This window comes from Pseudomonas sp. W4I3, assembly GCF_030816195.1.
GTDB lineage: Bacteria > Pseudomonadota > Gammaproteobacteria > Pseudomonadales > Pseudomonadaceae > Aquipseudomonas.
This window is the reverse complement of sequence record NZ_JAUSXS010000001.1, coordinates 110,522-135,002: the sequence shown is the minus strand read 5'-3', so window position 1 is coordinate 135,002 and position 24,481 is coordinate 110,522. Positions and strand designations below refer to the sequence as shown.

Annotated in this window: 22 protein-coding genes; 14 read left to right on the top strand and 8 right to left on the bottom strand. The window is 61.0% G+C overall.

The window, feature by feature from the left end:
• Window positions 1-8: 8 nt before the first annotated feature.
• On the top strand, window positions 9-779 hold the full coding sequence (locus QF045_RS00615) for an electron transfer flavoprotein subunit beta (RefSeq protein ID WP_306490646.1): 771 nt from the start codon (window positions 9-11) through the stop codon (window positions 777-779).
• A 127-nt stretch (window positions 780-906) separates the two neighbouring features.
• Here the strand turns inward: QF045_RS00615 and QF045_RS00610 are convergent, their stop codons facing one another.
• Window positions 907-2,445 (bottom strand): lytic polysaccharide monooxygenase, encoded by a 1,539-nt coding sequence (locus QF045_RS00610; protein ID WP_306490645.1) that lies wholly within the window; start codon window positions 2,443-2,445, stop codon window positions 907-909.
• 1,324 nt (window positions 2,446-3,769) lie between these two features.
• On the bottom strand, window positions 3,770-5,065 hold the full coding sequence (gbcA, locus tag QF045_RS00605; RefSeq protein WP_306490644.1) for a glycine-betaine demethylase subunit GbcA: 1,296 nt from the start codon (window positions 5,063-5,065) through the stop codon (window positions 3,770-3,772).
• Window positions 5,066-5,348: 283 nt separating this feature from the next.
• Between gbcA and gbcB the strand changes: the two genes are divergently transcribed.
• Complete coding sequence (gene gbcB / locus QF045_RS00600; protein WP_306490643.1) at window positions 5,349-6,449, top strand: glycine-betaine demethylase subunit GbcB; 1,101 nt, start codon at window positions 5,349-5,351, stop codon at window positions 6,447-6,449.
• 70 nt (window positions 6,450-6,519) lie between these two features.
• On the opposite strand, the gene QF045_RS00595 is transcribed toward gbcB, so the two are convergent.
• Complete coding sequence (locus tag QF045_RS00595; RefSeq protein WP_306490642.1) at window positions 6,520-6,720, bottom strand: hypothetical protein; 201 nt, start codon at window positions 6,718-6,720, stop codon at window positions 6,520-6,522.
• A gap of 193 nt (window positions 6,721-6,913) precedes the next feature.
• Window positions 6,914-7,954: a low specificity L-threonine aldolase gene (locus QF045_RS00590; RefSeq protein ID WP_057723604.1), complete on the bottom strand. Its 1,041-nt coding sequence runs from the start codon at window positions 7,952-7,954 to the stop codon at window positions 6,914-6,916.
• Between the two features lie 90 nt (window positions 7,955-8,044).
• On the opposite strand from QF045_RS00590, the gene QF045_RS00585 reads away from it, so the two are divergent.
• From QF045_RS00585 to fdhA, 8 genes are all read left to right on the top strand, one after another.
• Window positions 8,045-8,773, top strand: a complete 729-nt coding sequence (locus tag QF045_RS00585) for a TraX family protein (protein ID WP_306490641.1) — start codon at window positions 8,045-8,047, stop codon at window positions 8,771-8,773.
• Window positions 8,774-9,010: 237 nt separating this feature from the next.
• Window positions 9,011-10,264 (top strand): serine hydroxymethyltransferase, encoded by a 1,254-nt coding sequence (gene glyA, locus QF045_RS00580; protein ID WP_306490640.1) that lies wholly within the window; start codon window positions 9,011-9,013, stop codon window positions 10,262-10,264.
• 22 nt (window positions 10,265-10,286) lie between these two features.
• The gene (locus QF045_RS00575) at window positions 10,287-11,537 is read left to right on the top strand and encodes a sarcosine oxidase subunit beta (protein WP_010207084.1); all 1,251 of its coding nucleotides are present in this window, start codon (window positions 10,287-10,289) and stop codon (window positions 11,535-11,537) included.
• Window positions 11,538-11,552: 15 nt separating this feature from the next.
• Complete coding sequence (locus tag QF045_RS00570) at window positions 11,553-11,855, top strand: sarcosine oxidase subunit delta (protein WP_003194855.1); 303 nt, start codon at window positions 11,553-11,555, stop codon at window positions 11,853-11,855.
• Complete coding sequence (locus QF045_RS00565) at window positions 11,852-14,869, top strand: sarcosine oxidase subunit alpha (RefSeq protein ID WP_306490639.1); 3,018 nt, start codon at window positions 11,852-11,854, stop codon at window positions 14,867-14,869. Before QF045_RS00570 ends, QF045_RS00565 begins: the two co-directional genes overlap by 4 nt.
• 137 nt (window positions 14,870-15,006) lie before the next feature.
• Complete coding sequence (locus QF045_RS00560; RefSeq protein WP_306490638.1) at window positions 15,007-15,636, top strand: sarcosine oxidase subunit gamma; 630 nt, start codon at window positions 15,007-15,009, stop codon at window positions 15,634-15,636.
• A 126-nt stretch (window positions 15,637-15,762) separates the two neighbouring features.
• The gene (gene purU, locus QF045_RS00555; RefSeq protein WP_005792124.1) at window positions 15,763-16,620 is read left to right on the top strand and encodes a formyltetrahydrofolate deformylase; all 858 of its coding nucleotides are present in this window, start codon (window positions 15,763-15,765) and stop codon (window positions 16,618-16,620) included.
• A gap of 179 nt (window positions 16,621-16,799) precedes the next feature.
• Window positions 16,800-17,999, top strand: coding sequence for a formaldehyde dehydrogenase, glutathione-independent (fdhA, locus tag QF045_RS00550; RefSeq protein ID WP_005792122.1), 1,200 nt, complete (start codon window positions 16,800-16,802; stop codon window positions 17,997-17,999).
• A 198-nt stretch (window positions 18,000-18,197) separates the two neighbouring features.
• Here the strand turns inward: fdhA and QF045_RS00545 are convergent, their stop codons facing one another.
• From QF045_RS00545 to QF045_RS00535, 3 genes are all read right to left on the bottom strand, one after another.
• The gene (locus QF045_RS00545; RefSeq protein ID WP_306490637.1) at window positions 18,198-18,656 is read right to left on the bottom strand and encodes an anti-sigma factor domain-containing protein; all 459 of its coding nucleotides are present in this window, start codon (window positions 18,654-18,656) and stop codon (window positions 18,198-18,200) included.
• Window positions 18,657-18,741: 85 nt separating this feature from the next.
• A complete protein-coding gene (locus tag QF045_RS00540) occupies window positions 18,742-19,419 on the bottom strand; it encodes an anti-sigma factor domain-containing protein (RefSeq protein WP_306490636.1) in 678 nt (225 codons plus the stop codon).
• Window positions 19,416-20,042, bottom strand: coding sequence for an RNA polymerase sigma factor (locus QF045_RS00535; RefSeq protein WP_306490635.1), 627 nt, complete (start codon window positions 20,040-20,042; stop codon window positions 19,416-19,418). The genes QF045_RS00540 and QF045_RS00535 overlap by 4 nt, the downstream gene beginning before the upstream one ends.
• Window positions 20,043-20,193: 151 nt before the next feature.
• Between QF045_RS00535 and QF045_RS00530 the strand changes: the two genes are divergently transcribed.
• On the top strand, window positions 20,194-20,766 hold the full coding sequence (locus tag QF045_RS00530) for a DUF2780 domain-containing protein (protein ID WP_306490634.1): 573 nt from the start codon (window positions 20,194-20,196) through the stop codon (window positions 20,764-20,766).
• Here the strand turns inward: QF045_RS00530 and QF045_RS00525 are convergent.
• Window positions 20,763-21,650 (bottom strand): acyltransferase, encoded by an 888-nt coding sequence (locus QF045_RS00525; protein WP_306490633.1) that lies wholly within the window; start codon window positions 21,648-21,650, stop codon window positions 20,763-20,765. The two genes, QF045_RS00530 and QF045_RS00525, sit on opposite strands and share 4 nt — an antisense overlap.
• A 170-nt stretch (window positions 21,651-21,820) precedes the next feature.
• On the opposite strand from QF045_RS00525, the gene QF045_RS00520 reads away from it, so the two are divergent.
• Genes QF045_RS00520 through creC form a run of 3 tightly spaced genes read left to right on the top strand, consistent with a single transcriptional unit; the run spans window position 21,821 to window position 24,453 of the window.
• Window positions 21,821-22,336: an ATP-dependent zinc protease gene (locus QF045_RS00520; protein ID WP_373424381.1), complete on the top strand. Its 516-nt coding sequence runs from the start codon at window positions 21,821-21,823 to the stop codon at window positions 22,334-22,336.
• A 9-nt stretch (window positions 22,337-22,345) separates the two neighbouring features.
• The gene (gene creB / locus QF045_RS00515) at window positions 22,346-23,014 is read left to right on the top strand and encodes a two-component system response regulator CreB (protein WP_306490632.1); all 669 of its coding nucleotides are present in this window, start codon (window positions 22,346-22,348) and stop codon (window positions 23,012-23,014) included.
• Window positions 23,014-24,453, top strand: a complete 1,440-nt coding sequence (gene creC, locus QF045_RS00510; protein ID WP_306490631.1) for a two-component system sensor histidine kinase CreC — start codon at window positions 23,014-23,016, stop codon at window positions 24,451-24,453. Before creB ends, creC begins: the two co-directional genes overlap by 1 nt.
• Window positions 24,454-24,481: the final 28 nt, after the last annotated feature.

Sequence of the window (24,481 nt, the reverse complement as noted above, 5' to 3'; positions counted from 1 at the left end):
ATATGACCATGACAAGCAATGTAATCAGCCTGGTATCCGTCGGCGCCCACCCCACTTCCGGGCGCCCGCGCCGCGCCGAACAAGACGCGCGCGCCGTCGAACTGGGCCTGCGGATGGCTGGGGATAAGTTGCAGGTGTTGCACGCGGGCGACATCCACGAGCCGACTCTGCGCAGCTACCTGGGCATGGGCTTGCCGCAACTGCACGTGCTGGAACAGCCGGCCGGTGCCGATGCGTTGCCGGCGTTGAGTGAGTATCTGCGCGACGCCGGCGCCCAGGTGGTGCTTACCGGCAGCCAGGCGGAAACCGGCGAAGGTTCGGGGATGTTGCCGTTCCTGTTGGCCGAGCAGTTGGGCTGGCCGCTGATTGTGGGGCTGGCTCAAGTTGAGTCCATCGACGCCGGTGTGGCCCATGTACTGCAGGCGTTGCCACGCGGCCAGCGCCGGCGCCTGAAGGTACGCCTGCCGTTCCTGGCGACGGTGGATAACGCGGCACCCAAGCCTCGGCAGAGCGCCTATGGGCCGGCGCAGCGTGGCGAGCTTGCCGCTCACGAAGTCGAGATCGAACAGGATGAGCTATTCACAGGCGCGCTGTTGCAACCGGCCAAGCCCCGGCCCAAGCGCCTCAAGGTGATCAAGGCCAAGAGCGGCGCCGACCGCATGAAAGCCGCTACGGCCAAGGCCAGTGGCGGCGGCGGGCAGGTGCTCAAGGGCCTGAGCGCTGAAGAGGGCGCTCAGGTGATTCTCAAGTTGTTGGTGGAGGAGGGGGTGGTGCGCTGACTTAGAACCACCGCACGTCCACAGTGTGGGAGCAGGCCTGCTCCCACATCTGATTTTCTTCAGGCCGTGACATGAGGGGTTGGCAGTTCGCTTTCTGGACGCTGACCCGAATGGTTACTCAGGTGGTTCATGGAACCGTGTCCCATGCTTGAGCCCAGTCCGATCCTGTGCCAGGGGCGTAAGCCCAGGCAGCTCCCGCACACCAGCTGGTGTAGGGCGCAGGCTTGCACTTATAGTTTTTGTCGTTGTTGGTCACGATATCGCCCGCCTTGTAATGAGTGCCCTCAACGTAGGCCGGGTAATCGCCACCGCTTCCTGGCGTGACGGTAAAGTCGAACGCCGCTTCATGAGTCTTGCCGTTTTGCTGGTCGCGAACGCTCAGGATTGCTTTGAAGGCGGTCGCCTGGGTTACCTGTTCGGCATGGCCGCTGACGGTCGGTTCGTTCTTCGGCAGTCCCATCCCTGGAACAACCCATTCGTACAGCAAGCGGCCGTTGCTGCCCGATGAGGCGACGCCGGAAAATGTAAAGGCTTGCCCTGATCCGAGTGCTGTCGGGCCAGTAATCCGGGCTACCGGAGGTGCAGGATTCACAGGGCCAGGATGCTCTCCTCGAACAATCGCCATCGCTTGGCTGTAGCCTTTTTGGAGTGCATAAACAGCATTGGCGCCAGGTTGGGTTGGGTTGAACACGATACTGCTACCGCTTTTCTCGCCAACTTTGGCTATGGCGGGGTTGATCCGGTCACTGAGTTGTTTGCCCCAGGTATTAGCGTCCAGATTGCTTGCGGTGATGGGCAAGGTGATATCGATCACCTCCTTGGCTTCCGGGGAATTATCCAGAACTCGGAAATGGACGTTGTCACCGGCTTTGAGGTCGCTCATGACAGGGTCTATGAATTGACCCAGTTCGTACCACTCCTCCGGAATCGAGGCGCCGACGATGTTGATATCGCTGCAGTTATAGAACCCTTCCCCCGCCGGATCGATACGTTGCCACTGCACAAACAGAGTCGCTTTGCCTGATTGTTTCGGAGGCACAGGCACTTGGAACTCGAAAAAACCTGTGGCGCCGGAAATGGCCGGAGGACGACTGCCCCAGTCCTGCCTGGCGACCGTCAACTGTTCGGTGTGGATAAGTGTCAACTTATCCCAGGTCAGTGGTGCGGTAGTCGGATCAAAGCCCGGTTTTGTGAGAAACACCCTGGCGAAGCTGGGCACATGCGGTGCAGTACCGATGATCCGAACGTCCATTTTTCCCTGTTTGGGAATGACGTCGGTCCGATACCAGTCCGCTGAGACCCGGTTCAGACCGTCTTTCTTGTCGTCTCCCGCCGAACACAGTTGGCCATCCGGAACTTCGCGCCTGACAGTCTCCAGATCGTTATAACCCGGTGCCTTGATCAAGTGGGCAACTTCATTCCATTGTTGAAATTGGTAGGCCCATTGGTCAGGTGTTTGAAACACCAATGCGGCGCCTTTGCAGCCTTTGTCCTTTATGGAAGAGCCATCTTGTGAACTCCAATAGCCACCGTCTTTCTGGCATTTCACTTGTCTTGCAACCGGTGTGTCGACTGCGCCGTGCCCCCACACCAGAGCGGGCAGCAGGCACGCCGCGGCCAACATCCACTTGACCAAGTTGCGTATATGTCGCTGTAGATTGTTCATGTTCTAGCTCACCTTCAATTCAGATAGACAAGTTCCGAACTGCTGGAACGACCGATGTGTGATGTGCAACGGTGCTCAATGAGTCAGCCGCCCTCCCATGGGCGTTATGCGGTTGTAGAGTGTCTCTGTCCGGGACCCACAGAAAACTTCCACTCTGGTTAACTGCCTTGTCCTGGAAAAATCAGGTTGCTCAAGTGTGTTGTTTGGAGGGCATGCGGTACGCGCATTGTGAATACGCCCATGCTGGGCTTACGAACTGCTGCGAGGCATAGAGGACGCGACGTGTTTCCCGCAACGAGCGTTGCGGGCGGATTTTCCGGGCACATTTACTCATCAACGACGTCAGCGGATAAGCAACTGTCGAAAACATGGCGGTCAAAGCCAACGTCAGAAGTAATTCAATCAGCGTTAAACATTCGGCGCATTGATGGCTGGTTTTACCCTGCCACATTGCCGTTGCCCTCCCATTCTTGCGCCAAGGACTTCTGCACTAACCTGGGCCATTGGATAAAACTGCAAAAGTAAGTGTAGATGAACTTTGAAGAGGAGTGATTTCTTGCGCCGGCTGGGGGAAATGATCGACTGTCCACAAATGCTGTGCGTGTGCCTGTGGATAAGGTGTTTATGGTTGTCCACAGACCGCGTGAAGTAAGGCCAATAGCCGTCTGGATGGAGAATGACCAGCCTGAATCTGCTTTTTCAAAGGGTTTTCCGATGGTTACGGCGCTAGATCCATTTGAGAGTTGCCCCCAAAGTCTGTTGGCGCTTCTGTGGATAAGATGTTCGCTGTCGGCTACAGGCCTTATAAACAAAGCCTATCATCGGTGTGGTCAAAATCTGATCAATCATCGATTTACGACCCTGAAAAAGGCTGAATACCCCGATATATGCAGGTTTGCCGTGGTTTTCCACACTGTGGACAAAGTTGCCCCCAAAGTCTGTTGGTGCTTCTGTGGATAAGGTGTTCGCGTAGTGCTACAGGCCAAGTAATCCGTGGCTTTCAGTTGTTTGATCAAAAAACGACCAGGGACCTGTTAAACCCATTAGCCTGAATAAGTCACGGATTTTCCTGGTTTAATTTTGAAGGGGGCCGGTACTTGCCCACAATTGCTGTGGGTGTCTTTGTGGATAAGTTGTTGGGTAAAGGCTGGAGGGCCGACTTTTAGCGGTCCGCGTGAGAGTTGATCAAATAGTGTTCAGCGCCTGGTACAAGTGTGGGAGGGGGCTTGCTCCCGATAGCGGAGTATCAGCCAATGCATGTGCAAGCTGATCCATCCCTATCGGGAGCAAGCCCCCTCCCACATTTCGATCTACGGCGTGTCAGTTATTCGTGTGCGGCCACGCCCTTAAGGTAGGGCGCAGGCGCTGCCCCAAGGTTGTTCAACAGGCGCTCGCTGTACCAGTCCACAAAGTTCACCACACCGAACTCATAGGTCTTGGAGTACGGGCCTGGCTGGTAAGCGGTGGAGTTGATGCCGCGCTGGTTTTCTTCGGCCAGGCGACGGTCCTGGTCGTTGGTGGCGTCCCACACCTGGCGCATGCGGTCGACGTCGTAGTCCACGCCTTCCACGGCGTCCTTGTGCACGATCCACTTGGTGGTGACCATGGTTTCCTGGGCGCTGATCGGCCACACGGTGAACACGATGATGTGATCGCCCATGCAGTGGTTCCATGAATGGGGCAGATGCAGGATACGCATCGAACCAAGGTCGGGGTTCTTGATGCGGCCCATCAACTTGGCGCAACCCTGTTTGCCGTCGAGGGTCATCGACACGGTGCCCTTGAGCAACGGCATGCGCACGATACGGTTACGCAGGCCGAAGCTGGCGTGCGCATAAGGGATCTTCTCGGCGTCCCAGGCGGCGGCGGAAGCGGCGACGTGGTCCTTGAACGCCTGGTCGGCGCGCGGGTCGGTGACGTCGTCCCATTCCAGCAGGGTTTTGAGCAGTTCCGGGTGCGACGCGTTGCAGTGGTAGCACTCGCGGTTGTTTTCCAGCACCAGCTTCCAGTTGGCCTTTTCAAACAAGGTGGTTTGAATCGCCACCTTGGTGTTCTCCATGTCGTAGGGTTCCATGTAATGGTTCAGGGTCGACAGGAAGTCATCGATGGCCGGTGGGTTTTCGGCCAGGCTGATGAAGATGTAGCCACCTGCGGTCTTCACGTTCACGGGCTTGAGGCCGTACTGCTTCATGTCGAAGTCGGCGCCCATCTCGGTGCCGGCGAACAGCAGGCGACCGTCCAGCTCGTAGGTCCATTGGTGGTAGTGGCAAACCAGCTTGGCGACCTTGCCCTTTTCGCTGGTGCACAAGCGCGAGCCACGGTGGCGGCACACGTTGTGAAACGCATGCACCACACCGTCGGCGCCACGGATCACGATGATCGGGTTCTTGCCCACTTGCAGGGTGAGGTAGTTGCCCTTGGTGGGGATTTCGCAGGTCATGCCGGCGATCAACCACTCTTTCTGGAAGATCTCCTGCATGTCGATATCGAACAGCCGCTCATCAGAGTAAAACGGCTGCGGCAGCGAAAAGGTGCGCTCGCGCTCTTGCAGCATCTGCGCGGTGGCCTTGCGTGCGGGTTCCAGCGGATCGCCCAAGCTCAAGGTTGCGGTGACGTCCATCGTGTATGTCCTCAGGGCCATTCTGTGTGGCCGGCGAATAGTGGCTACGGTTGGTGCTGTGCAAGGCGTAAAGAAAGTGTCTTCGTTGGGAGCGAGTGTGGGCCCGGCGTTGTGTCGAACCTTATCCATGGGCGACATGGCCCAATCTGATCCCGACGCGCAACCCCCTGTCGTTGGGGGCTGGTCGCGGTAAGTATGTGAATGTCGCAGATAGGTAAATGGCGGATTCTCGCGTTACGCAGAATCGCCACCATAAGGCCGAGCCTCGGCGGTGGAGAACAGTATGTCCAACAGCTTCCTGAACCCGGTAACCACCCAGACCTGGGCCAATGGTCGGCACATCGTCCGTTGCGTCAAAGTCATCCAGGAAACCTGGGACGTGCGCACCTTCTGTTTCATGGCCGACCAGCCGATCCTGTTCTTCTTCAAGCCTGGGCAGTTTGTCACCCTTGAGCTGGAGATCGACGGCCAGCCGATCATGCGCTCCTACACCATCTCCAGTTCGCCGTCGGTGCCGTATAGCTTCTCGGTGACCATCAAGCGCGTGCCGGGCGGGCGTGTTTCCAACTGGCTGCATGACACGCTGCATGAAGGCCAGGAGCTGGCGGTACACGGGCCGGTCGGGCTGTTCAACGCGATGGACTTCCCAAGCCCCAAAGTGCTGTACCTGAGCGGTGGTGTGGGGATCACGCCAGTGATGTCCATGGCGCGCTGGTTCTACGACACCAACGCCAATGTCGACATGACGTTCGTTCACAGCGCCCGCTCGCCCAAGGACATCATCTACCACCGTGAGCTGGAGCACATGGCGTCGCGGATCGACAACTTCAGCTTGCACCTGATCTGCGAAAAACATGGCCTGGGCGAACCCTGGGCCGGCTATCGCGGGTACCTGAACCACAAGATGCTGGAACTGATGGTGCCGGATTTCCTCGAGCGCGAAGTGTTCTGCTGCGGCCCGACGCCTTACATGAGCGCGGTCAAGCGCCTGCTGGAAGCCGCCGGCTTCGATATGGCGCGTTATCACGAAGAATCCTTCGGCGCGACACCGCCGGAAGCGCGCGCCGACGCTGTGGAGCAAGCCGAACAAGCCGCCGACGCCCCCGAGGTCGATCTGGCGGACCTGCACCAGGTGGAATTCATTGCCTCGGGCAAGAGCATCCGCGTGGCACCGGGCGAAACTGTGCATGCGGCGGCGGCCAAGCTGGGGCTGTTGATCCCCAAGGCATGCGGCATGGGCATCTGCGGCACATGCAAAGTGATGAAGCTGGGCGGGGAAGTCGAGATGGAACACAACGGCGGGATTACCGAAGAGGACGAAGCCGAGGGTTACATCCTGTCGTGCTGCAGCGTGCCGAAGGGCGACGTGCGCATCGAGTTTTGAATCGAGCGTGGGTGACGCGGAGCGTCACGGGAGGCATTCCCACGCGGAGCGTGGGAATGATCAGCGTGGGTTACTGGGCGTAGATGTGTACGACGAAATGCTGGCCTGAAGCTGTCAGTTCATAGACTTTGTCGTAGATCCTCAACGTCCTGGATGGCTCGCGGATGGTGTCGCCGACTTTGGCGTGTTTTCTGAACTCGTCCCAGTCGATCACCGTGGTGCTAATGGTGTCGTCGCCTTGAAGCGTGTTGCCGTTGCTTTGATATTCCATGATTAAGCTCTCCATTAGATAGGTATTTCCAGCCGAACATTCGGCAGGTCATAAACCCGAAAGGTGGCAGATATCGCTGCGTTTTCCTTCCGGGTTCCAAGAGGCTAGACAATGAAATCGCAGCGCGCTGCTGTCAGAAATATCAAAAAACAGACTCGGCAAACGGCCAGCACGGGCTGGTCTGATTTCTACTTCAGGCGTTCATCACTTCCCTGATATCCGCCGCCAATTCTCTTACACGCTCTTCCTCGGTATCCCACGCACACATGAAACGCGCGCCGCCTTTGCCGATGAAGGTGTAGAAGCGCCAGCCCTTGGCTGTCAGTGCTGCGATAGCAGGTTCCGACAGTTGCAGGAACACGCCATTGGCCTGCACCGGGAACATCAATTCCACGCCGGGAATGTCCGCTACCAGGCTGCTGAGCAATTGCGCGCAGTGGTTGGCGTGGCGGGCATGCTTGAGCCAGGCGTCGTTTTCCAGCAGGCCCACCCACGGGGCGGAGAGGAAGCGCATCTTGGACGCCAGCTGGCCGGCCTGTTTGCAGCGATAGTCGAAGTCTTCGGCGAGCTTGTGGTTGAAGAACAGGATCGCTTCACCCACGGCCATGCCGTTCTTGGTGCCGCCAAAGCACAGCACGTCCACACCGGCTTTCCAGGTCAGGTCGGCTGGCGAGCAGCCGAGGAACGCGCAGGCGTTGGAGAAGCGTGCGCCGTCCATGTGCAGGTTCAGGCCCAGCTCTTTGCAGGTGGCGCTGATGGCGCGGATTTCTTCCGGGGTGTAGACGCTGCCGACCTCGGTGGCCTGGGTGAGGGTGACCACGCGCGGTTTCGGGTAGTGGATATCCTGGCGCTTGAGCGCGATTTCGCGGATCGATTCCGGGGTCAGCTTGCCGTTTTCGGTGCGTGCGGTGAGTAGCTTGGAGCCGTTGGAGAAAAATTCCGGCGCGCCGCATTCGTCGGTCTCGACGTGGGCGGTTTCCGAGCAAATCACGCTATGGTAGCTCTGGCACAGCGAGGACAGCGCCAGGGAGTTGGCTGCGGTACCGTTGAAGGCGAAGAACACTTCGCAATCGGTTTCAAACAGGTTGCGGAAACCGTCGGCTGCGCGGTGGGTCCACTCATCATCGCCGTAGGCGCGTTGATGGCCCTGGTTGGCTTGTTCCATGGCGGCCCAGGCTTCCGGGCAGATGCCGGAATAGTTGTCGCTGGCGAATTGTTGGCTCTTGTCAGTCATGGCCCATTCCTGTGGTCGATGTTGGTGCGCACTTTAACCAAGATTGGGAGGGGGGCGCACGCACTGTAAATGCAAAGTCGTTGGGGAATTATGCACGCTACTCACACCCTGCCTGTCGGACGTGTCCGAGATGGCGCTTTGGACCTACTCAAATGGCTGGCGCTATTGAGCATGGTGCTGGACCACCTGCGCTATGTGGGGTTGAGCCTGGATGGTCTGTATGTGCCGGGGCGCCTGGCGTTCCCGTGGTTTTGCCTGGCGATCGCGGCGAATCTGCATCGGGTCCGTAATGTGGGCGTGACCGGGCAGTGGCGTTACCTGGGGTGGTTGCTGCTGTTCAGCGTGATCAGCGAAGTGCCTTACCGACTGTTCATCGAGGATGCCGATACGTTGAACGTGTTGCCGACCTTGGCGCTGGGATTGCTGGTTGCGCGAGGATGGCAGCAGAAAGCGCTTTTGGATCGAGGATTGGCGCTGGTTGCCCTCACCATAGGCGCTGTATTTTCCACGCACCTGATGTTCGGTTTTTTTGGTGTATTGCTGCCGATGGCGATGCTGCTGGTATTCAGCCGACCTTGGTATCTCAGCGTTTTGCCGGGTTTGGTCTGCGTGGCTGCCAATCAATGGCAGATTTTGCTCAGCAGCGGCTCAATCGTGGCGCTGACGGGGCTGGTGGCCTGCCTGATTGCGCCATTGGCCGGATTGGTCTTGTTGCGACACGCCAAACACGTCTCGCCGCCGGCCATGCGCCGCTGGGCGTATGCGCTTTATCCGCTGCACTTCCTCCTACTGCTATTTGTCCGTCAGATCAGCGCCTAACCCCTGTGGGAGGGGGCTTGCTCCCGATGGCGGTGTGTCAGTCACAGCCTGTGCAAGCTGACACACCGCCATCGGGAGCAAGCCCCCTCCCACATTTAGTTCTGTGTTGTTGCTGCTATGTCGTAAACGCACCTTTGCGTGGCGTCCGCAGGCATTTGACCTGCCCGCGCCAGCCCTACCATCGCATCAAAGGGCCCTGCACGGGCCTCAACAATACGAAAGGCTGGGAGAGACGCGATGTTCAGCAAACAAGACCAGATCCAGGGATATGACGACGCACTGCTGGCGGCGATGAATGCCGAGGAGGAGCGCCAGGAAGATCATATCGAGCTGATCGCGTCGGAGAACTACACCAGCAAGCGCGTCATGGAAGCTCAAGGCAGCGGCCTGACCAACAAATACGCCGAAGGCTACCCGGGCAAGCGCTACTACGGTGGCTGCGAGCACGTGGACAAGGTCGAGGCCCTGGCCATCGAGCGCGCCAAGCAGCTGTTCGGCGCCGATTACGCCAACGTGCAGCCGCACTCCGGTTCGTCCGCCAACAGCGCGGTGTACCTGGCGCTGATCAATGCAGGCGACACCATTCTGGGCATGAGCCTGGCGCACGGCGGCCACCTGACCCACGGCGCCAAAGTGTCGTCCTCGGGCAAGCTGTACAACGCGGTGCAATACGGCATCAACACCGACACCGGCCTGATCGACTACGACGAAGTCGAGCGCCTGGCCGTGGAGCACCAGCCGAAGATGGTGGTGGCCGGTTTCTCTGCCTATTCCAAGACTCTGGATTTCCCACGCTTCCGTCAGATCGCCGACAAGGTGGGCGCGCTGCTGTTCGTCGACATGGCCCACGTCGCCGGCCTGGTGGCTGCCGGTCTGTACCCGAACCCACTGCCCTACGCGGACGTGGTCACCACCACCACCCACAAGACCCTGCGCGGTCCACGCGGTGGCCTGATCCTGGCCAAGGCCAACGAAGCCATCGAAAAGAAACTCAACGCCGCCGTATTCCCCGGCGCCCAGGGCGGCCCGCTGATGCATGTGATCGCCGGTAAGGCGGTGTGCTTCAAGGAAGCGCTGGAGCCCGGCTTCAAGGCCTACCAGCAGCAAGTGATCGACAACGCTCAGGCCATGGCCGAAGTGTTCATCAAGCGCGGCTACGATGTGGTTTCCGGTGGCACCGACAACCACCTGTTCCTGGTCAGCCTGATCCGTCAGGGCCTGACCGGCAAAGAGGCGGACGCCGCCTTGGGGCGCGCCCACATCACCGTCAACAAGAATGCGGTACCCAATGACCCGCAGTCGCCGTTCGTGACCTCGGGCCTGCGCATCGGCACCCCGGCTGTGACCACGCGTGGCTTCAAAGTGCCGCAATGCATCGAGCTGGCCGGCTGGATCTGCGACATCCTCGACAACCTCGGCGACGCCGATGTCGAGGCCAACGTGGCCAAGCACGTGTCTGCCCTGTGCGCTGATTTCCCGGTTTATCGCTGAGCGCGGTTTTGGAGTAATGACTATGCAACGCTACTCAGGCTTCGGCCTCTTCAAGCACTCCCTCAGCCATCACGAAAACTGGCAGAAGATGTGGCGCACGCCGACCCCGAAAAAGGTCTACGACGTGGTGATCGTCGGCGGCGGCGGGCATGGTCTGGCGACCGCCTACTACCTGGCCAAGGAGCACGGCATCACCAACGTGGCCGTGGTCGAGAAAGGCTGGCTGGGCGGCGGTAACACGGCGCGCAACACCACCATCGTGCGTTCCAACTACCTGTGGGACGAGTCGGCGCACCTGTACGAACACGCGATGAAACTCTGGGAAGGTCTGTCCCAGGACCTGAACTACAACGTGATGTTCTCCCAGCGCGGCGTGTACAACCTGTGCCACACCCTGCAGGACATCCGCGACTCCGAGCGCCGCGTCAGCGCCAACCGCCTCAACGGCGTGGACGGCGAGCTGCTCAACGCCAAGCAGGTGGCCGACGAAATTCCCTACCTGGACTGCTCGAAAAACACGCGCTACCCGGTACTCGGCGCCACCGTGCAACGTCGCGGCGGCGTGGCCCGTCACGATGCCGTGGCCTGGGGCTTTGCTCGCGCGGCTGATGCACTGGGCGTGGACTTGATCCAGCAGACCGAGGTGATCGGCTTCCGTAAGGAAAACGGCGTGTGCATCGGCGTGGAAACCAACAAAGGCTTTATCGGCGCCAAGCGCGTCGGTGTAGTGACGGCCGGTAACTCCGGGCACATGGCCTCGCTGGCCGGTTTCCGTCTGCCGATCGAATCCCACCCGCTGCAAGCGTTGGTGTCGGAGCCGATCAAGCCGATTATCGACAGCGTGATCATGTCCAACGCCGTGCACGGCTACATCAGCCAGTCCGACAAGGGCGACCTGGTGATCGGCGCCGGTATCGACGGCTACAACGGCTACGGCCAGCGTGGCTCGTACCCGGTGATCGAGCACACCATCCAGGCGATCGTCGAGATGTTCCCGGTGTTGTCCCGCGTGCGCATGAACCGCCAGTGGGGCGGCATCGTCGACACCACCCCCGACGCCTGCCCTATCATCTCCAAGACCCCGGTGCCGAACATGTTCTTCAACTGCGGTTGGGGCACCGGTGGCTTCAAGGCCACGCCGGGCTCAGGCAACGTGTTTGCCGCCAGCCTGGCCAAGGGTGAAATGCACCCGCTGGCCGCACCTTTTTCCATCGACCGTTTCCACAACGGTGCGCTGATCGACGAACACGGCGCTGCGGCCGTCGCCCACTAACAGGAGAAATTCCCTATGTTGCATATCTTCTGTCCTCACTGTGGCGAACTGCGCTCCGAAGAGGAATTCCACGCCTCCGGCCAAGCGCACATCCCGCGCCCGCTGGACCCGAATGCCTGCACCGATGAACAGTGGGGCGACTACATGTTCTTTCGCGATAACCCCCGTGGCCTGCACCACGAACTGTGGATTCACGCTGCCGGTTGCCGCCAGTACTTCAACGCCACCCGCGACACCGTCACCTACGAAATTCTTGAAACCTACAAGATCGGTGAGAAGCCTCAGTTCACCGCCAAGGCCTCTGGAGAGAAGGTATGAGCCAGATCAATCGCCTGTCCAACGGTGGCCGCATCGACCGTAACAAAGTGCTGACCTTCAGCTTCAACGGCCAGAGCTACAAAGGCTTCGAAGGCGACACCCTGGCCGCCGCCTTGCTGGCCAACGGCGTCGACATCATTGGCCGCAGCTTCAAGTATTCGCGGCCTCGCGGCATCTTTGCCGCCGGCGCTGAAGAACCCAACGCAGTGCTGCAGATCGGCGCCACCGAAGCCACCCAGATCCCCAACGTGCGCGCCACCCAACAGGCGCTGTACCAGGGTTTGGTCGCCACCAGCACCAACGGCTGGCCGAACGTCAACAATGACATGATGGGCATTCTCGGCAAGGTCGGCGGCAAGCTGATGCCGCCGGGTTTCTACTACAAAACCTTCATGTACCCGCAGTCGTTCTGGATGACGTACGAGAAGTACATCCGCAAGGCGGCTGGCCTTGGCCGTTCGCCCACCGAGAATGACCCGGACACCTACGACAACTTCAACCGTCACTGCGATGTGCTGGTAGTCGGCGCAGGCCCGGCCGGCCTCGCTGCTGCACTGGCGGCTGCGCGCAGCGGCGCCCGTGTGATCATCGCCGATGAGCAGGAAGAGTTCGGCGGTTCGCTGCTCGATTCGCGCGAAAGCCTCGACGGCAAGCCGGCCACCGAATGGGTCGCCAGCGTGATTGCCGAGTTGAAAGCTCTGCCGGACGTGGTGCTGCTGCCCCGCGCTACCGTCAACGGTTACCACGACCATAACTTCCTGACCATTCACGAGCGCCTCACCGATCACCTCGGCGACCGTGCCCCCATCGGCGTGGTGCGTCAGCGTATCCACCGTGTGCGCGCCAAGCGCGTGGTGTTGGCCACCGGCGCGTGCGAGCGTCCGCTGGTGTACGGCAACAACGACGTGCCGGGCAACATGCTCGCCGGCGCGGTGTCGACTTACGTACGCCGCTACGGCGTGGCACCGGGTAAAAAGCTGGTGCTGTCGACCAACAACGACCACGCCTATCGCGTGGCCCTGGACTGGTTCGACGCCGGCCTGCAAGTGATCGCCGTGGCCGATGCGCGCCACAACCCGCGCGGCGCGCTGGTGGAAGAAGCTCGCGCCAAAGGCATCCGCATCCTCACCGGCAGCGCCGTGATCGAGGCTCGTGGCAGCAAGCATGTGACCGCTGCACGCATCGCCGCCATCGACGTGAAAGCGCACAAAGTGGTGAGCCCCGGCGAGTGGCTCGATTGCGACCTGGTCGCCAGCTCCGGCGGCTACAGCCCGGTGGTGCACTTGGCCTCGCACCTGGGCGGCAAGCCGACCTGGCGGGAAGACATCCTCGGTTTCGTGCCGGGCGAAGCGCCGCAGAAACGCGTGTGTGTGGGCGGTATCAACGGCGTCTACGGCCTGGGTGATTCCCTGGCCGATGGTTTCGAAGGCGGCGTGCGCGCAGCCAGCGAAGCCGGTTTCGCCCCGGTGGAAGGTACGCTGCCAAAAGCCTTGAGCCGCCTGGAAGAACCGACGCTGGCGCTGTTTCAGGTGCCTCACGAGAAAGTCACCGCACGGGCGCCGAAGCAATTTGTCGACCTGCAAAACGACGTCACCGCCGCCGCCATCGAACTGGCCACCCGCGAAGGTTTCGAGTCGGTGGAGCACGTCAAGCGCTACACCGCGCTGGGCTTCGGTACCGATCAGGGCAAGCTGGGTAACGTCAACGGCCTGGCCATTGCCGCCCGTTCGCTGAACGTGACCATCCCGCAGATGGGCACCACCATGTTCCGTCCCAACTACACGCCGGTTACCTTCGGTGCGGTAGCGGGCCGTCACTGTGGGCACATCTTCGAACCGGTGCGCTACACCGCGCTGCAAGCCTGGCACGTGAAGAACGGCGCCGAATTCGAAGACGTCGGCCAGTGGAAACGCCCATGGTATTTCCCGCGCAACGGTGAAGACTTGCACGCCGCGGTAAAACGCGAGTGCCTGGCGGTGCGCGACAGCGTCGGTCTGCTGGATGCGTCCACCCTCGGCAAGATCGATATTCAGGGCCCGGATGCACGTGAATTCCTCAACCGCATCTACAGCAACGCCTGGACCAAGCTCGACGTGGGCAAGGCGCGCTACGGCCTGATGTGCAAGGAAGACGGCATGGTCTTCGACGACGGCGTCACCGCCTGTCTCGCCGACAACCACTTCCTGATGACCACCACCACCGGCGGCGCGGCACGTGTGCTGCAGTGGCTGGAAATCTACCAGCAGACCGAATGGCCGGACCTCAAGGTGTACTTCACCTCGGTCACCGACCACTGGGCGACCATGACGTTGTCTGGCCCCAACAGCCGCAAGCTGCTGAGCGAAGTCACCGACATCGACCTGGACAAGGACGGCTTCCCGTTCATGACCTGGAAGGAAGGCCTGGTAGGCGGCGTACCGGCGCGGGTGTTCCGGATCTCGTTTACCGGCGAGCTGTCGTATGAAGTCAACGTGCAGGCCGACTACGCCATGGGTGTGCTGGAAAAGATTGTCGAGGCCGGCAAGCAGTACAACCTGACCCCGTACGGCACCGAAACCATGCACGTACTGCGTGCCGAGAAGGGCTTCATCATTGTCGGCCAGGACACCGACGGCTCGATGACCCCGGACGACCTGAACATGGGCTGGTGCGTTGGCCGTACCAAACCGTTCTCGTGGATCGGCTGGCGCGGGATGAACCGTGAAGACTGCGTGCGTGAAGAGCGCAAGCAACTGGTGGGCCTCAAGCCGATCGATCCGACGGTATGGCTGCCGGAAGGCGCGCAGTTGGTGTTTGATCCGAAACAGACGATCCCGATGAAGATGGTCGGCCACGTCACCTCCAGCTATGCGCACAACTCCCTCGGCTATTCGTTTGCCATGGGCGTGGTGAAGGGCGGCTTGAAGCGCATCGGCGAGCGGGTGTTTTCGCCGCAGGCCGATGGCAGCGTGATCGAGGCGGAGATTGTGTCTTCGGTGTTCTTTGACCCGAAAGGTGAACGCCAGAACATCTGATAGACCGAGTCGCCTGCATCGGGGGCAAGTCGAATCGTCGCACCGCCCCTCCCACATTTGAAATGCATTCCCCTGTGGGAGGGGGCTTGCCCCCGATGAGGCCATCAGCCTCACAACAGAATTCAGACAGGTGCTTTATGACAGCAGCCAACGTGTACCAACAACGCCCCACCACCGGCGCCAAGGCCGAGTCGTCGCTGCATCATGCCGACCTCGCCAGCCTGGTCGGCAAGGGCCGCAAGAATGCCGGTGTGACCGTGCGTGAAAAGAAGCTCCTCGGCCACCTGACTATTCGGGGTGACGGCCACGATGCCGCGTTCGCCGCCGGCGTGCACAAGGCCCTGGGCATGGAACTGCCTGGCGCCTTGAGCGTGATCGTCAAAGGTGAAACCAGCCTGCAATGGCTCGGCCCGGACGAGTGGCTGTTGATCGTGCCAGGCGGCGAAGAGTTCGCCGCCGAGCAAAACCTGCGCGCGGCGCTGGGCGACCTGCATATCCAGATCGTCAACGTCAGCGGCGGCCAGCAGATTCTCGAACTCAGCGGCCCGAACGTGCGCGATGTGCTGATGAAGTCCACCAGCTACGACGTGCACCCCAACAACTTCCCGGTGGGCAAGGCGGTGGGTACGGTGTTCGCCAAGTCGCAGTTGGTGATCCGCCACACCGCAGAAGACACCTGGGAGCTGCTGATCCGTCGCAGCTTCTCGGATTACTGGTGGTTGTGGTTGCAGGACGCCTCGGCCGAGTTTGGTCTGAGCGTCCAATGATCTCTGTAGGCGCGAGCTTGCTCGCGAAGAACTCAAGGGCGCCGCGTTCATTCAGGATGGGCACGTTATCGTTAACGTTTTTCGCGAGCAAGCTCGCTCCTACAGTAGTTTGAGGAGTCACCCGCTATGAGCCGCGCACCCGATACATGGATTTTGACCGCCGACTGCCCCAGCGTGCTCGGCACGGTGGACGCGGTCACCCGCTACCTGTTCGAGCAGGGTTGCTACGTCACCGAGCACCACTCGTTCGATGACCGTCTCTCGGGCCGGTTTTTTATCCGCGTGGAATTTCGTCAGCCGGACGGCTTTGACGAACAAGCCTTTCGCGACGGTCTGGCCACGCGCGGCGAAGCCTTTGGCATGATCTTCGAGCTGACGGCGCCGAACTACCGGCCCAAAGTGGTGATCATGGTGTCCAAGGCCGATCACTGCCTGAATGACTTGCTGTATCGCCAGCGTATCGGTCAATTGTCGATGGACGTGGTCGCGGTGGTGTCCAACCACCCCGATTTGAAACCCCTGGCCGACTGGCACCAGATTCCCTACTACCATTTCCCGCTGGACCCCAACGACAAACCGTCCCAGGAACGCCAAGTGTGGCAAGTGGTGGAAGACACCGGTGCCGAACTGGTGATTCTTGCGCGCTATATGCAGGTGCTGTCACCCGAGCTGTGCCGCAAGCTGGATGGCAAGGCGATCAACATTCATCACTCGTTGCTGCCGGGGTTCAAGGGCGCCAAGCCGTATCACCAGGCGTACAACAAGGGCGTGAAACTGGTCGGCGCCACGGCGCATTACATCAACAACGATCTGGATGAAGGGCCGATCATCGCCCAGGGTGTTGAGGTGGTGGACCACAGCCATTACCCCGAGGATTTGATTGCCAAGGGGCGCGATATCGAAGGGCTGACATTGGCGCGGGCGGTGGGGTATCACATTGAGCGGCGGGTGTTTTTGAATGCCAATCGGACGGTGGTGCTCTGACTGACGCCATCGGGAGCAAGCCCCCTCCCACAGGGGAACGCATTCCAATGTGGGAGGGGGCTTGCCCCCGATGAGGCCCTTACAAGCAACACAAGAAACAGCATCTGTACCCGAGCACTCAACGCGCTGCCCACCCAAGCGGCAACGCAGTTCCATAACAACAACAGCGAGGTGAAAGCATGTCTGGTAATCGTGGTGTCGTGTATCTCGGCAACGGCAAGGTCGAAGTACAGAAAATCGACTATCCCAAAATGCAGGACCCCCGTGGCAGGAAGATCGAGCACGGCGTCATCCTGCGCGTGGTCTCCACCAACATCTGCGGCTCCGACCAACACATGGTGCGCGGCCGTACCACCGCCCAGACCGGCCTAGTACTGGGGCATGAAATCACCGGCGAAGTGATCGAGAAGGGCAGCGACGTCGAGAACCTGAAAATCGGCGACCTGGTCTCTGTTCCTTTCAACGTGGCCTGCGGCCGCTGCCGTTCGTGCAAGGAACAACACACCGGCGTCTGCCTGACCGTCAACCCGGCCCGTGCCGGTGGCGCCTACGGCTACGTCGACATGGGCGACTGGACCGGTGGCCAGGCCGAATACGTGCTGGTGCCGTACGCCGACTTCAACCTGCTCAAACTGCCGGACCGCGACAAGGCCATGGAGAAAATCCGCGACCTGACCTGCCTCTCCGACATCCTTCCGACCGGCTACCACGGCGCCGTCACGGCCGGCGTTGGCCCAGGCAGCACGGTGTACATCGCCGGTGCCGGCCCGGTCGGTCTGGCGGCGGCCGCTTCCGCACGCTTGCTCGGCGCGGCGGTGGTGATCATCGGCGACGTCAACTCGATCCGCCTGGCCCACGCCAAGGCCCAGGGTTTCGAGATCGTCGACTTGTCCACCGACACCCCACTGCACGAACAAATCGCCGCGCTGCTCGGCGAGCCGGAAGTGGATTGTGCGGTCGACTGCGTGGGCTTTGAAGCACGCGGCCACGGCCACGACGGCGTCAAGGCCGAAGCCCCGGCCACCGTGCTCAACTCACTGATGGGTGTGGTGCGCGTGGCCGGCAAGATCGGTATCCCAGGCCTCTACGTTACCGAAGATCCGGGTGCCGTCGATGCCGCCGCGAAGATGGGCAGCCTGAGCATTCGCTTCGGCCTGGGCTGGGCCAAATCCCACAGCTTCCACACCGGGCAAACGCCGGTGATGAAGTACAACCGCCAGCTGATGCAGGCCATCATGTGGGACCGTATCAACATTGCCGAGATCGTCGGCGTGCAAGTCATCAGCCTGGATGACGCGCCACGTGGTTATGGCGAGTTCGATGCGGGCGTGCCGAAGAAGTTTGTGATTGATCCGCACAAGTTGTTCAGTGCGGCGTAAAACCTTAGGCAAAATGAAAAGGGCGACCCGTAGGTCGCCCTTTTTACATTTCCTAGGAACAAGTCACCTAGGCACTGAATATTAACTGTGGGAGGGGGCTTGCCCCCGATGGCGGGGGTTCAGTCAGTGTTGCGGTGACTGACTTACCGCTATCGGGAGCAAGCCCCCTCCCACAGGGGATTTGTGGTGTTTGGGGGATTAGCGTGTAGCCAGTGCACCCTGGTAGACGGTCGGGCCGGTCGGCTGCTTGCTCAGCGAGCCACCCTTGGTCTCTGAACTCACCATCAATTCCACCGGCTCGCTGATGCTTTCCTGCTGGCGCGGGTTGAGGCCAATGATGCCTTTGCCGTCTTCCGGCAGTAGTCCCAGGGACACTGGCGTGCCATCTTTGGGAATCGCCCATAGCTCCAGGCTCTGGTCTGGCGCGGGAGCCGTGGCGGCAATCGGCTGCACTTCCAGGTAATCCTTGTGCGCCATGATTTGCGCGGCGGGCTGTTGGGTCGTCGTCACCAGTGTTGCCGCGGATTTGACGGTGTCCTGGGTGTACAGCGCGCCACCGATACCGGCAACTACCACGACACAGGCGCCGATGAACAGGCGAGGGCGGCTCCAGAATGCAGGCTTGTGCTCAATCATTTGGGGTTGGATCGCAGTCATCAGTCTCTTCCTGACAAATTTTGTAGTCAGTTCATGGACCCTCTTGGACGCGATGGGTTCCGGAGCCCATCATCGGCGATCTTCTTCAGAGTGATGCCAATTGGCCTTGATACAGCACCGGCCCAGTAGGTTGGCCGGTCGGCGAACCCCCTTGCGGTTCCAGGCTCACGGCAAGTGTCAGGGGGGCTGAAAGCAGTGCCCGCTGCGCCTTGCTCAAGGGGATGCGACCCTCGCCTGAGACCGGCACCAACCCCAGCGACACAGGTTTGCCATCGGCCGGAACGGCCCACAGTTCCAGGGTTTGCGTAGAGGCCACCGCCGCCAGTGCGAGCGGTTCGACTTGCAGGTAATCGGCATACGCTTTGATCTGCAGAGCCGGTTGCTGGTTGGTCGCCATCAGCGTGGCGTTGTATTGCGCACCCGGGTCGCGCTGGTACAGCACACCCAACCACACCGCAACAACGATACCGAACACCGCTGCCCATAGGCGTACGTTCATCCAGAACGGTTTCTTCGCCGGTATATGCAGCGCCTGCGGTTCGATCCGTGCCTTGATGCCTGCCCAGATATGCTTCGGCACCGGCCGCTCAGGCACGCTGCCGGTCAGGCTGGCGAGCGCATCCTGCCAATGGCCGAGTTCGACGCGCAGGGCGGCATCTTCCAACAACAGTGCGTCAAAACGCCGACGGGCGGTGGCAGGCATCAGCCCGATCGCATAATCGGCGGCGAGGGCGCGGCGCAGGGCGGTGGTCTGGTAGTTCATGATTCAAGGCACCTGCGCAGGCGTTCCATGCCACGACGGATCCAGGACTTGACCGAACCCAGCGGCGCGGCCAACTGGTCGGCCAGCTCCGAGCAGGACAGGCCCTGAAAGTAAGCCACGCTGATCGATTGGCGCTGCATGCCGTCGAGCGTGTCCAGGCAGCGCTTCAAGGCGTGGGCTTCGCGTTCGCTGGCGAGTTGGTCGTGGGCGCTGGGGCTCTCGTCGAGCAGGGCCTCCTGCTGCCCGTCGGCCAGGGGTTGTTCACGGTGTTTGCGCAACTGGTCGATGGCCAGGTTACGCGTGATGTTGACCATCCAGGTCATCGGCGAGGCCAGGTGCGATTCGTAGCGCGAAGCGTTGTACCAGATGCGTACGAAGGCTTCCTGCAGGACTTCTTCGGCCAAGTCCGAACGCCCCATGAAACGGTAGGCCACGCCGTGCAGGCGCGGTGAAACGCCGCGATAGAGGGTTTCGAACGCTTGGCGGTTGCCCAGGGCGCATTGGGCCAGTAACGGCCGCAACGGGTCAGTGTCGTGGGTGGAAATAGGCTTTCTCCAAGCCCCCGAGCGAGGGCGGCGGGACGGCGCACGGTAGGCAGAGGGTAGTCCAGCTTGGGCATTCATTCCATCCAGCTCCGGGGCGCACGTGTGGGATATACGTGGGGGCGGGACATTTGGATGCAGTGTTTTCTGAACTAACGTACGGGTGGGAACATCCTTCCAGACCGCCAGTCAAACGCCTGCTTTTTAGCTCCTACATTCAGAGGTTGTCTTGATGAAGATTTCACGCGGTTTTGCCCTGTCCTGCTTGTTGACCGTGGCCTCGGCTCCGGTGTTCGCCGCAGGTTTCAGCCTTGGCGATGCAGCCAATGCCATCTCCGGCATGCAGGGCGGCAACAACAAAGCCGCCGCGGCCGCACCGACATCGGAGACCGCCGGCCTGCTGACGGCCCTGACCTCTCAACTCAATATCACCCCCGAGCAAGCCGTCGGCGGCACAGGCGCGATGCTGGGCCTGGCGAAGAACCAGTTGGGCGGCAATGACTATTCGCAATTGGCCAAGAGCGTGCCTGGGCTGGACAAGTTGTCCGGCGACAACGCGCTGGGCAGCCTCGGTGCCTTGAGCGGGATGCTCGGCCAGACCGGTGGCAGCAAGACCAGCGGCCTGGACGGCCTGCTGGGTAACGTGAAAAACACCAACGACTTGAATACCGCGTTCAGCGCCCTGGGCATGGACAGCGGCATGATCGGCCAGTTTGCCCCGGTGATCCTGCAATACCTGGGCGGCCAGGGCGCCAGCGATTCGGTACTGGGCAAGCTGGCCCAGGCCTGGGGCACCGGCAGCTAAGGCTGCTGCGCGCGCAGCTGTTCGATGCGCGCGTCTTTTTCCCTCCAGAGCTGGTTGACCCAGTTCTGGACGGTCTGGCGAAACGCCGGATCGTTTTCGTAATCCCCCTGCCACAACGCCGGATCCAGTTCACGGGTGCGGATATCCACGATCACTTTCGGCACCGCGCCGCTGATCAAATCCCAGAAACCTGGAATCTTTTGCTGTGGGTACACCACAGTCACGTCGAGGATGGCGTCCAACTGCTCGCCCATCGCCGCCAATACGAACGCCACGCCACCGGCCTTCGGCTTGAGCAACCGGTTGAAAGGGGAGTCCTGCTGTTTGCGTTTGGCCTCGCTGAACCGCGTCCCTTCAAGGTAATTGACCACCGTCACCGGTTGGCGCTTGAACAGCTCGCAGGCCTCTTTGGTGATCTTCAGGTCCTGCCCGGCCAGCTCTGGGTGCTTGGCCAGAAACGCCTTGGTGTAGCGTTTCATGAACGGGTAATCCAGCGCCCACCAGGCCAGGCCGAGGAAGGGCACCCAGATCAGCTCTTTTTTCAGGAAGAACTTGAAGAACGGTGTGCGCCGGTTCAGCGCCTGGATCAGGGCCGGAATATCCACCCACGACTGGTGGTTGCTGATGACCAGGTACGAGGTGTCACCGCGTAGGGCCTCACCGCCACGAATATCCCACTGGGTGGGAATGCACGCCGCGAAGATCAGCTTGTCGATCTCGGCCCAGGTCTCGGCGATCCACATCACCGCCCATGACGCATAGTCACGCGAGCGACCCGGCGCCACCAGTTTGAGCAGGGCGAAGACCATCAAGGGGCCGATCAGGATCAGTGTGTTAAGTAACAGCAGCAGGGTGACCAAACAGCCGGTGAGCAGGCGGCGCATAAGCAACTCTTGGAATTCTGTGGGCGGGCAATGATAAGCAAGGTGAGTCTAGAGGCCAAATCGCAAATGGCCGCACGAATGTTTCACAATGGCCCGGTTATGCTCGGTCGTCCAACTAAGTGCTGTGCGTGCGGTCTAGAATCCGTCACTTCTTTCGAGGAAATCATGCCGTGAAATTGCCCCTTGCCGCGTTCGCCCTAGTTTTTCCGATGATGGCCGCCGTGCCCGTGATGGCTGCCGAACCGACCCTCTACGGTCGCTACGAATACATTCAGTTGCCGGAAATCGGCCAGACCTTCAAGGCCAAGATGGACACCGGCGCGCTGACCGCCTCGCTGTCGGCCCGCGACATCGAAACCTTCACCCGTGATGGTGATGACTGGGTGCGCTTCCGTCTCGGCGGCAAGGACGCCGACAACAAAGTCTACGAGCACAAGGTCTCGCGCATCAGCAAGATCAAGAGCCGCGCCGACGAAGATGACGACAAGGACGAAGCCAGCGTGGCCAAGCGCCCGGTGATCGACCTGGAGATGTGCCTGGGTGACGTCAAGCGTACCGTCGAGGTCAACCTCACCGACCGCAGCAGTTTCAACTACCCGCTGCTGATCGGCGCCAAGGCCTTGCGTGAATTCGGTGCAGCGGTAAACCCGGCGCGTCGCTACACTGCCGACAAACCGGACTGCTGACGGACCCCCATGCCGCATATCCTGATTGTCGAAGACGAAGCGGCAATAGCCGACACGCTGATTTTTGCCCTGCAAGGCGAGGGCTTTACCACCACCTGGCTGAGCCTCGGCCAGGCGGCGCTGGAGCATCAGCGCCAAACCCCGGCCGACCTGATCATCCTCGACATCGGCCTGCCCGACATCAGCGGTTTTGAAACCTGCAAGCAACTGCGCCGGTTCAGCGAAGTGCCGGTGATGTTCCTCAGCGCGCGCGATGGCGAGATCGACCGGGTGGTAGGGCTGGAAATCGGCGCCGACGATTATGTGGTCAAGCCCTTCAGCCCGCGCGAAGTGGCGGCCAGGGTGCGGGCGATCCTCAAGCGTGTCGGCCCGACTGTGGCGCCTGCGGTGTTTCAGGTCGACCTGGAACGCATGCAGATCCTGTATCGCAGCCAGCCACTGAGCCTGACGCGTCATGAGTTTCGCCTGCTGCAAAGCCTGCTGGAACAACCCGAGCGGGTGTTCAGCCGCGAGCAACTGCTGGACGCTGTGGGCGTACCGGCCGACGCCGGCTACGAGCGCAATATCGACACCCATATCAAAAGCCTGCGCGGCAAACTGCGCAGCGTGGCCGCCGATGCCGAACCGATCCAGACGCATCGCGGCCTGGGTTACAGCTACAGCCCGAGCCATAGCTGATGCGCCTGGGGCTGCGGATCTTCCTGGTGTACGCGTTGTTCATCGGTTTGACCGGCTATTTCGTGCTCAACACGGTAATGAAGGAAATCCGCCCGGGCGTGCGCCAGTCCACCGAAGAAACCCTGGTGGACACCGCCAACCTGCTCGCCGAAATCCTGCGCGATGATGTGAAAAACGGCACCCTCGGCCAGAGCCGCTGGCCCGAGCTGCTCAAGGCCTACGGCAATCGCCAGCCGGGGGCGGTCATCTGGGGCCTGCCGAAGAATCAGGTCAACCACCGCATCTATGTCACCGACGCCAAGGGCACGGTATTGCTCGACTCCGCCGGTGAGGCCGTGGGCCAGGACTATTCGAAGTGGAACGACGTGTACCTGACCCTGCGCGGCGAATATGGCGCGCGGTCCAGCCGCAGCGAAGCGGATGACCCGAACTCATCGGTGATGCACGTGGGCGCGCCGATTCGCGACGACGGCCGCATTATCGGCGTGGTCACCGTGGCCAAGCCCAACAGCTCGTTGCAGCCCTACGTCGACCGCACCGAGCGACGCCTGCTGTGGTACGGCGCCGGGCTGGTGATTCTGGGCCTGCTGCTGGGCGCATTGTTGTCGTGGTGGCTGAGCGTCGCCCTCAAGCGCTTGACCGCCTACGCCCAGGCCGTCAGCGAAGGGCGCCGAGCCGAGTTGCCTCATTACCGGGGCGGCGAGCTCAAGCAACTGTCCACCGCCGTCGAGCACATGCGCACGCAGTTAGAAGGCAAGGCCTATGTCGAACATTACGTGCACACCCTGACCCACGAACTGAAAAGCCCGCTGGCGGCCATTCGCGGCGCGGCGGAGTTGCTGCAGGGCGATATGACCCGCGAACAGCAGCAGCGCTTCGTGGGCAATATCGACAGCGAAAGCGCGCGTCTGCAGCAGCTGATCGAGCGGCTGTTGAACCTGGCGCAGGTGGAGCAGCGCCAGGGGCTGGAAGAGCAAACGAGTATGGCGCTGGCGGGCTTGGTCGACGAAGTGTTGATGGCGCAGTGCGCACGGATCGAAAGCGCCGGCCTGCGCGTCGAACAACGCATTGGCGCCGAGGTGAAGGTGTTTGGCGAACCGTTCCTGCTGCGCCAGGCCCTGGGCAACCTGCTGGACAACGCCCTGGATTTCACCCCGCCCGGCGGCGCGCTGCGGTTCAGCGCGCAGGTGCAGCACAACGACGTTCAAGTAAGCCTGTTCAACCAGGCCGCGCCGATCCCGGATTACGCCTTGCCGCGCCTGAGCGAGCGGTTCTATTCCCTGCCACGCCCGGCCAGCGGGCGCAAAAGCACGGGCCTGGGCCTCAATTTTGTCGAGGAAGTGATGAAGCTGCATGGCGGCGCGCTGCAGATCGGCAACGTGCCTGGCGGCGTGCAGGTGGTGCTGCATCTCCACACAGTCTCCACATTGCCCACATAAATCCCCCACACAGGCTGCCCAGACTCTC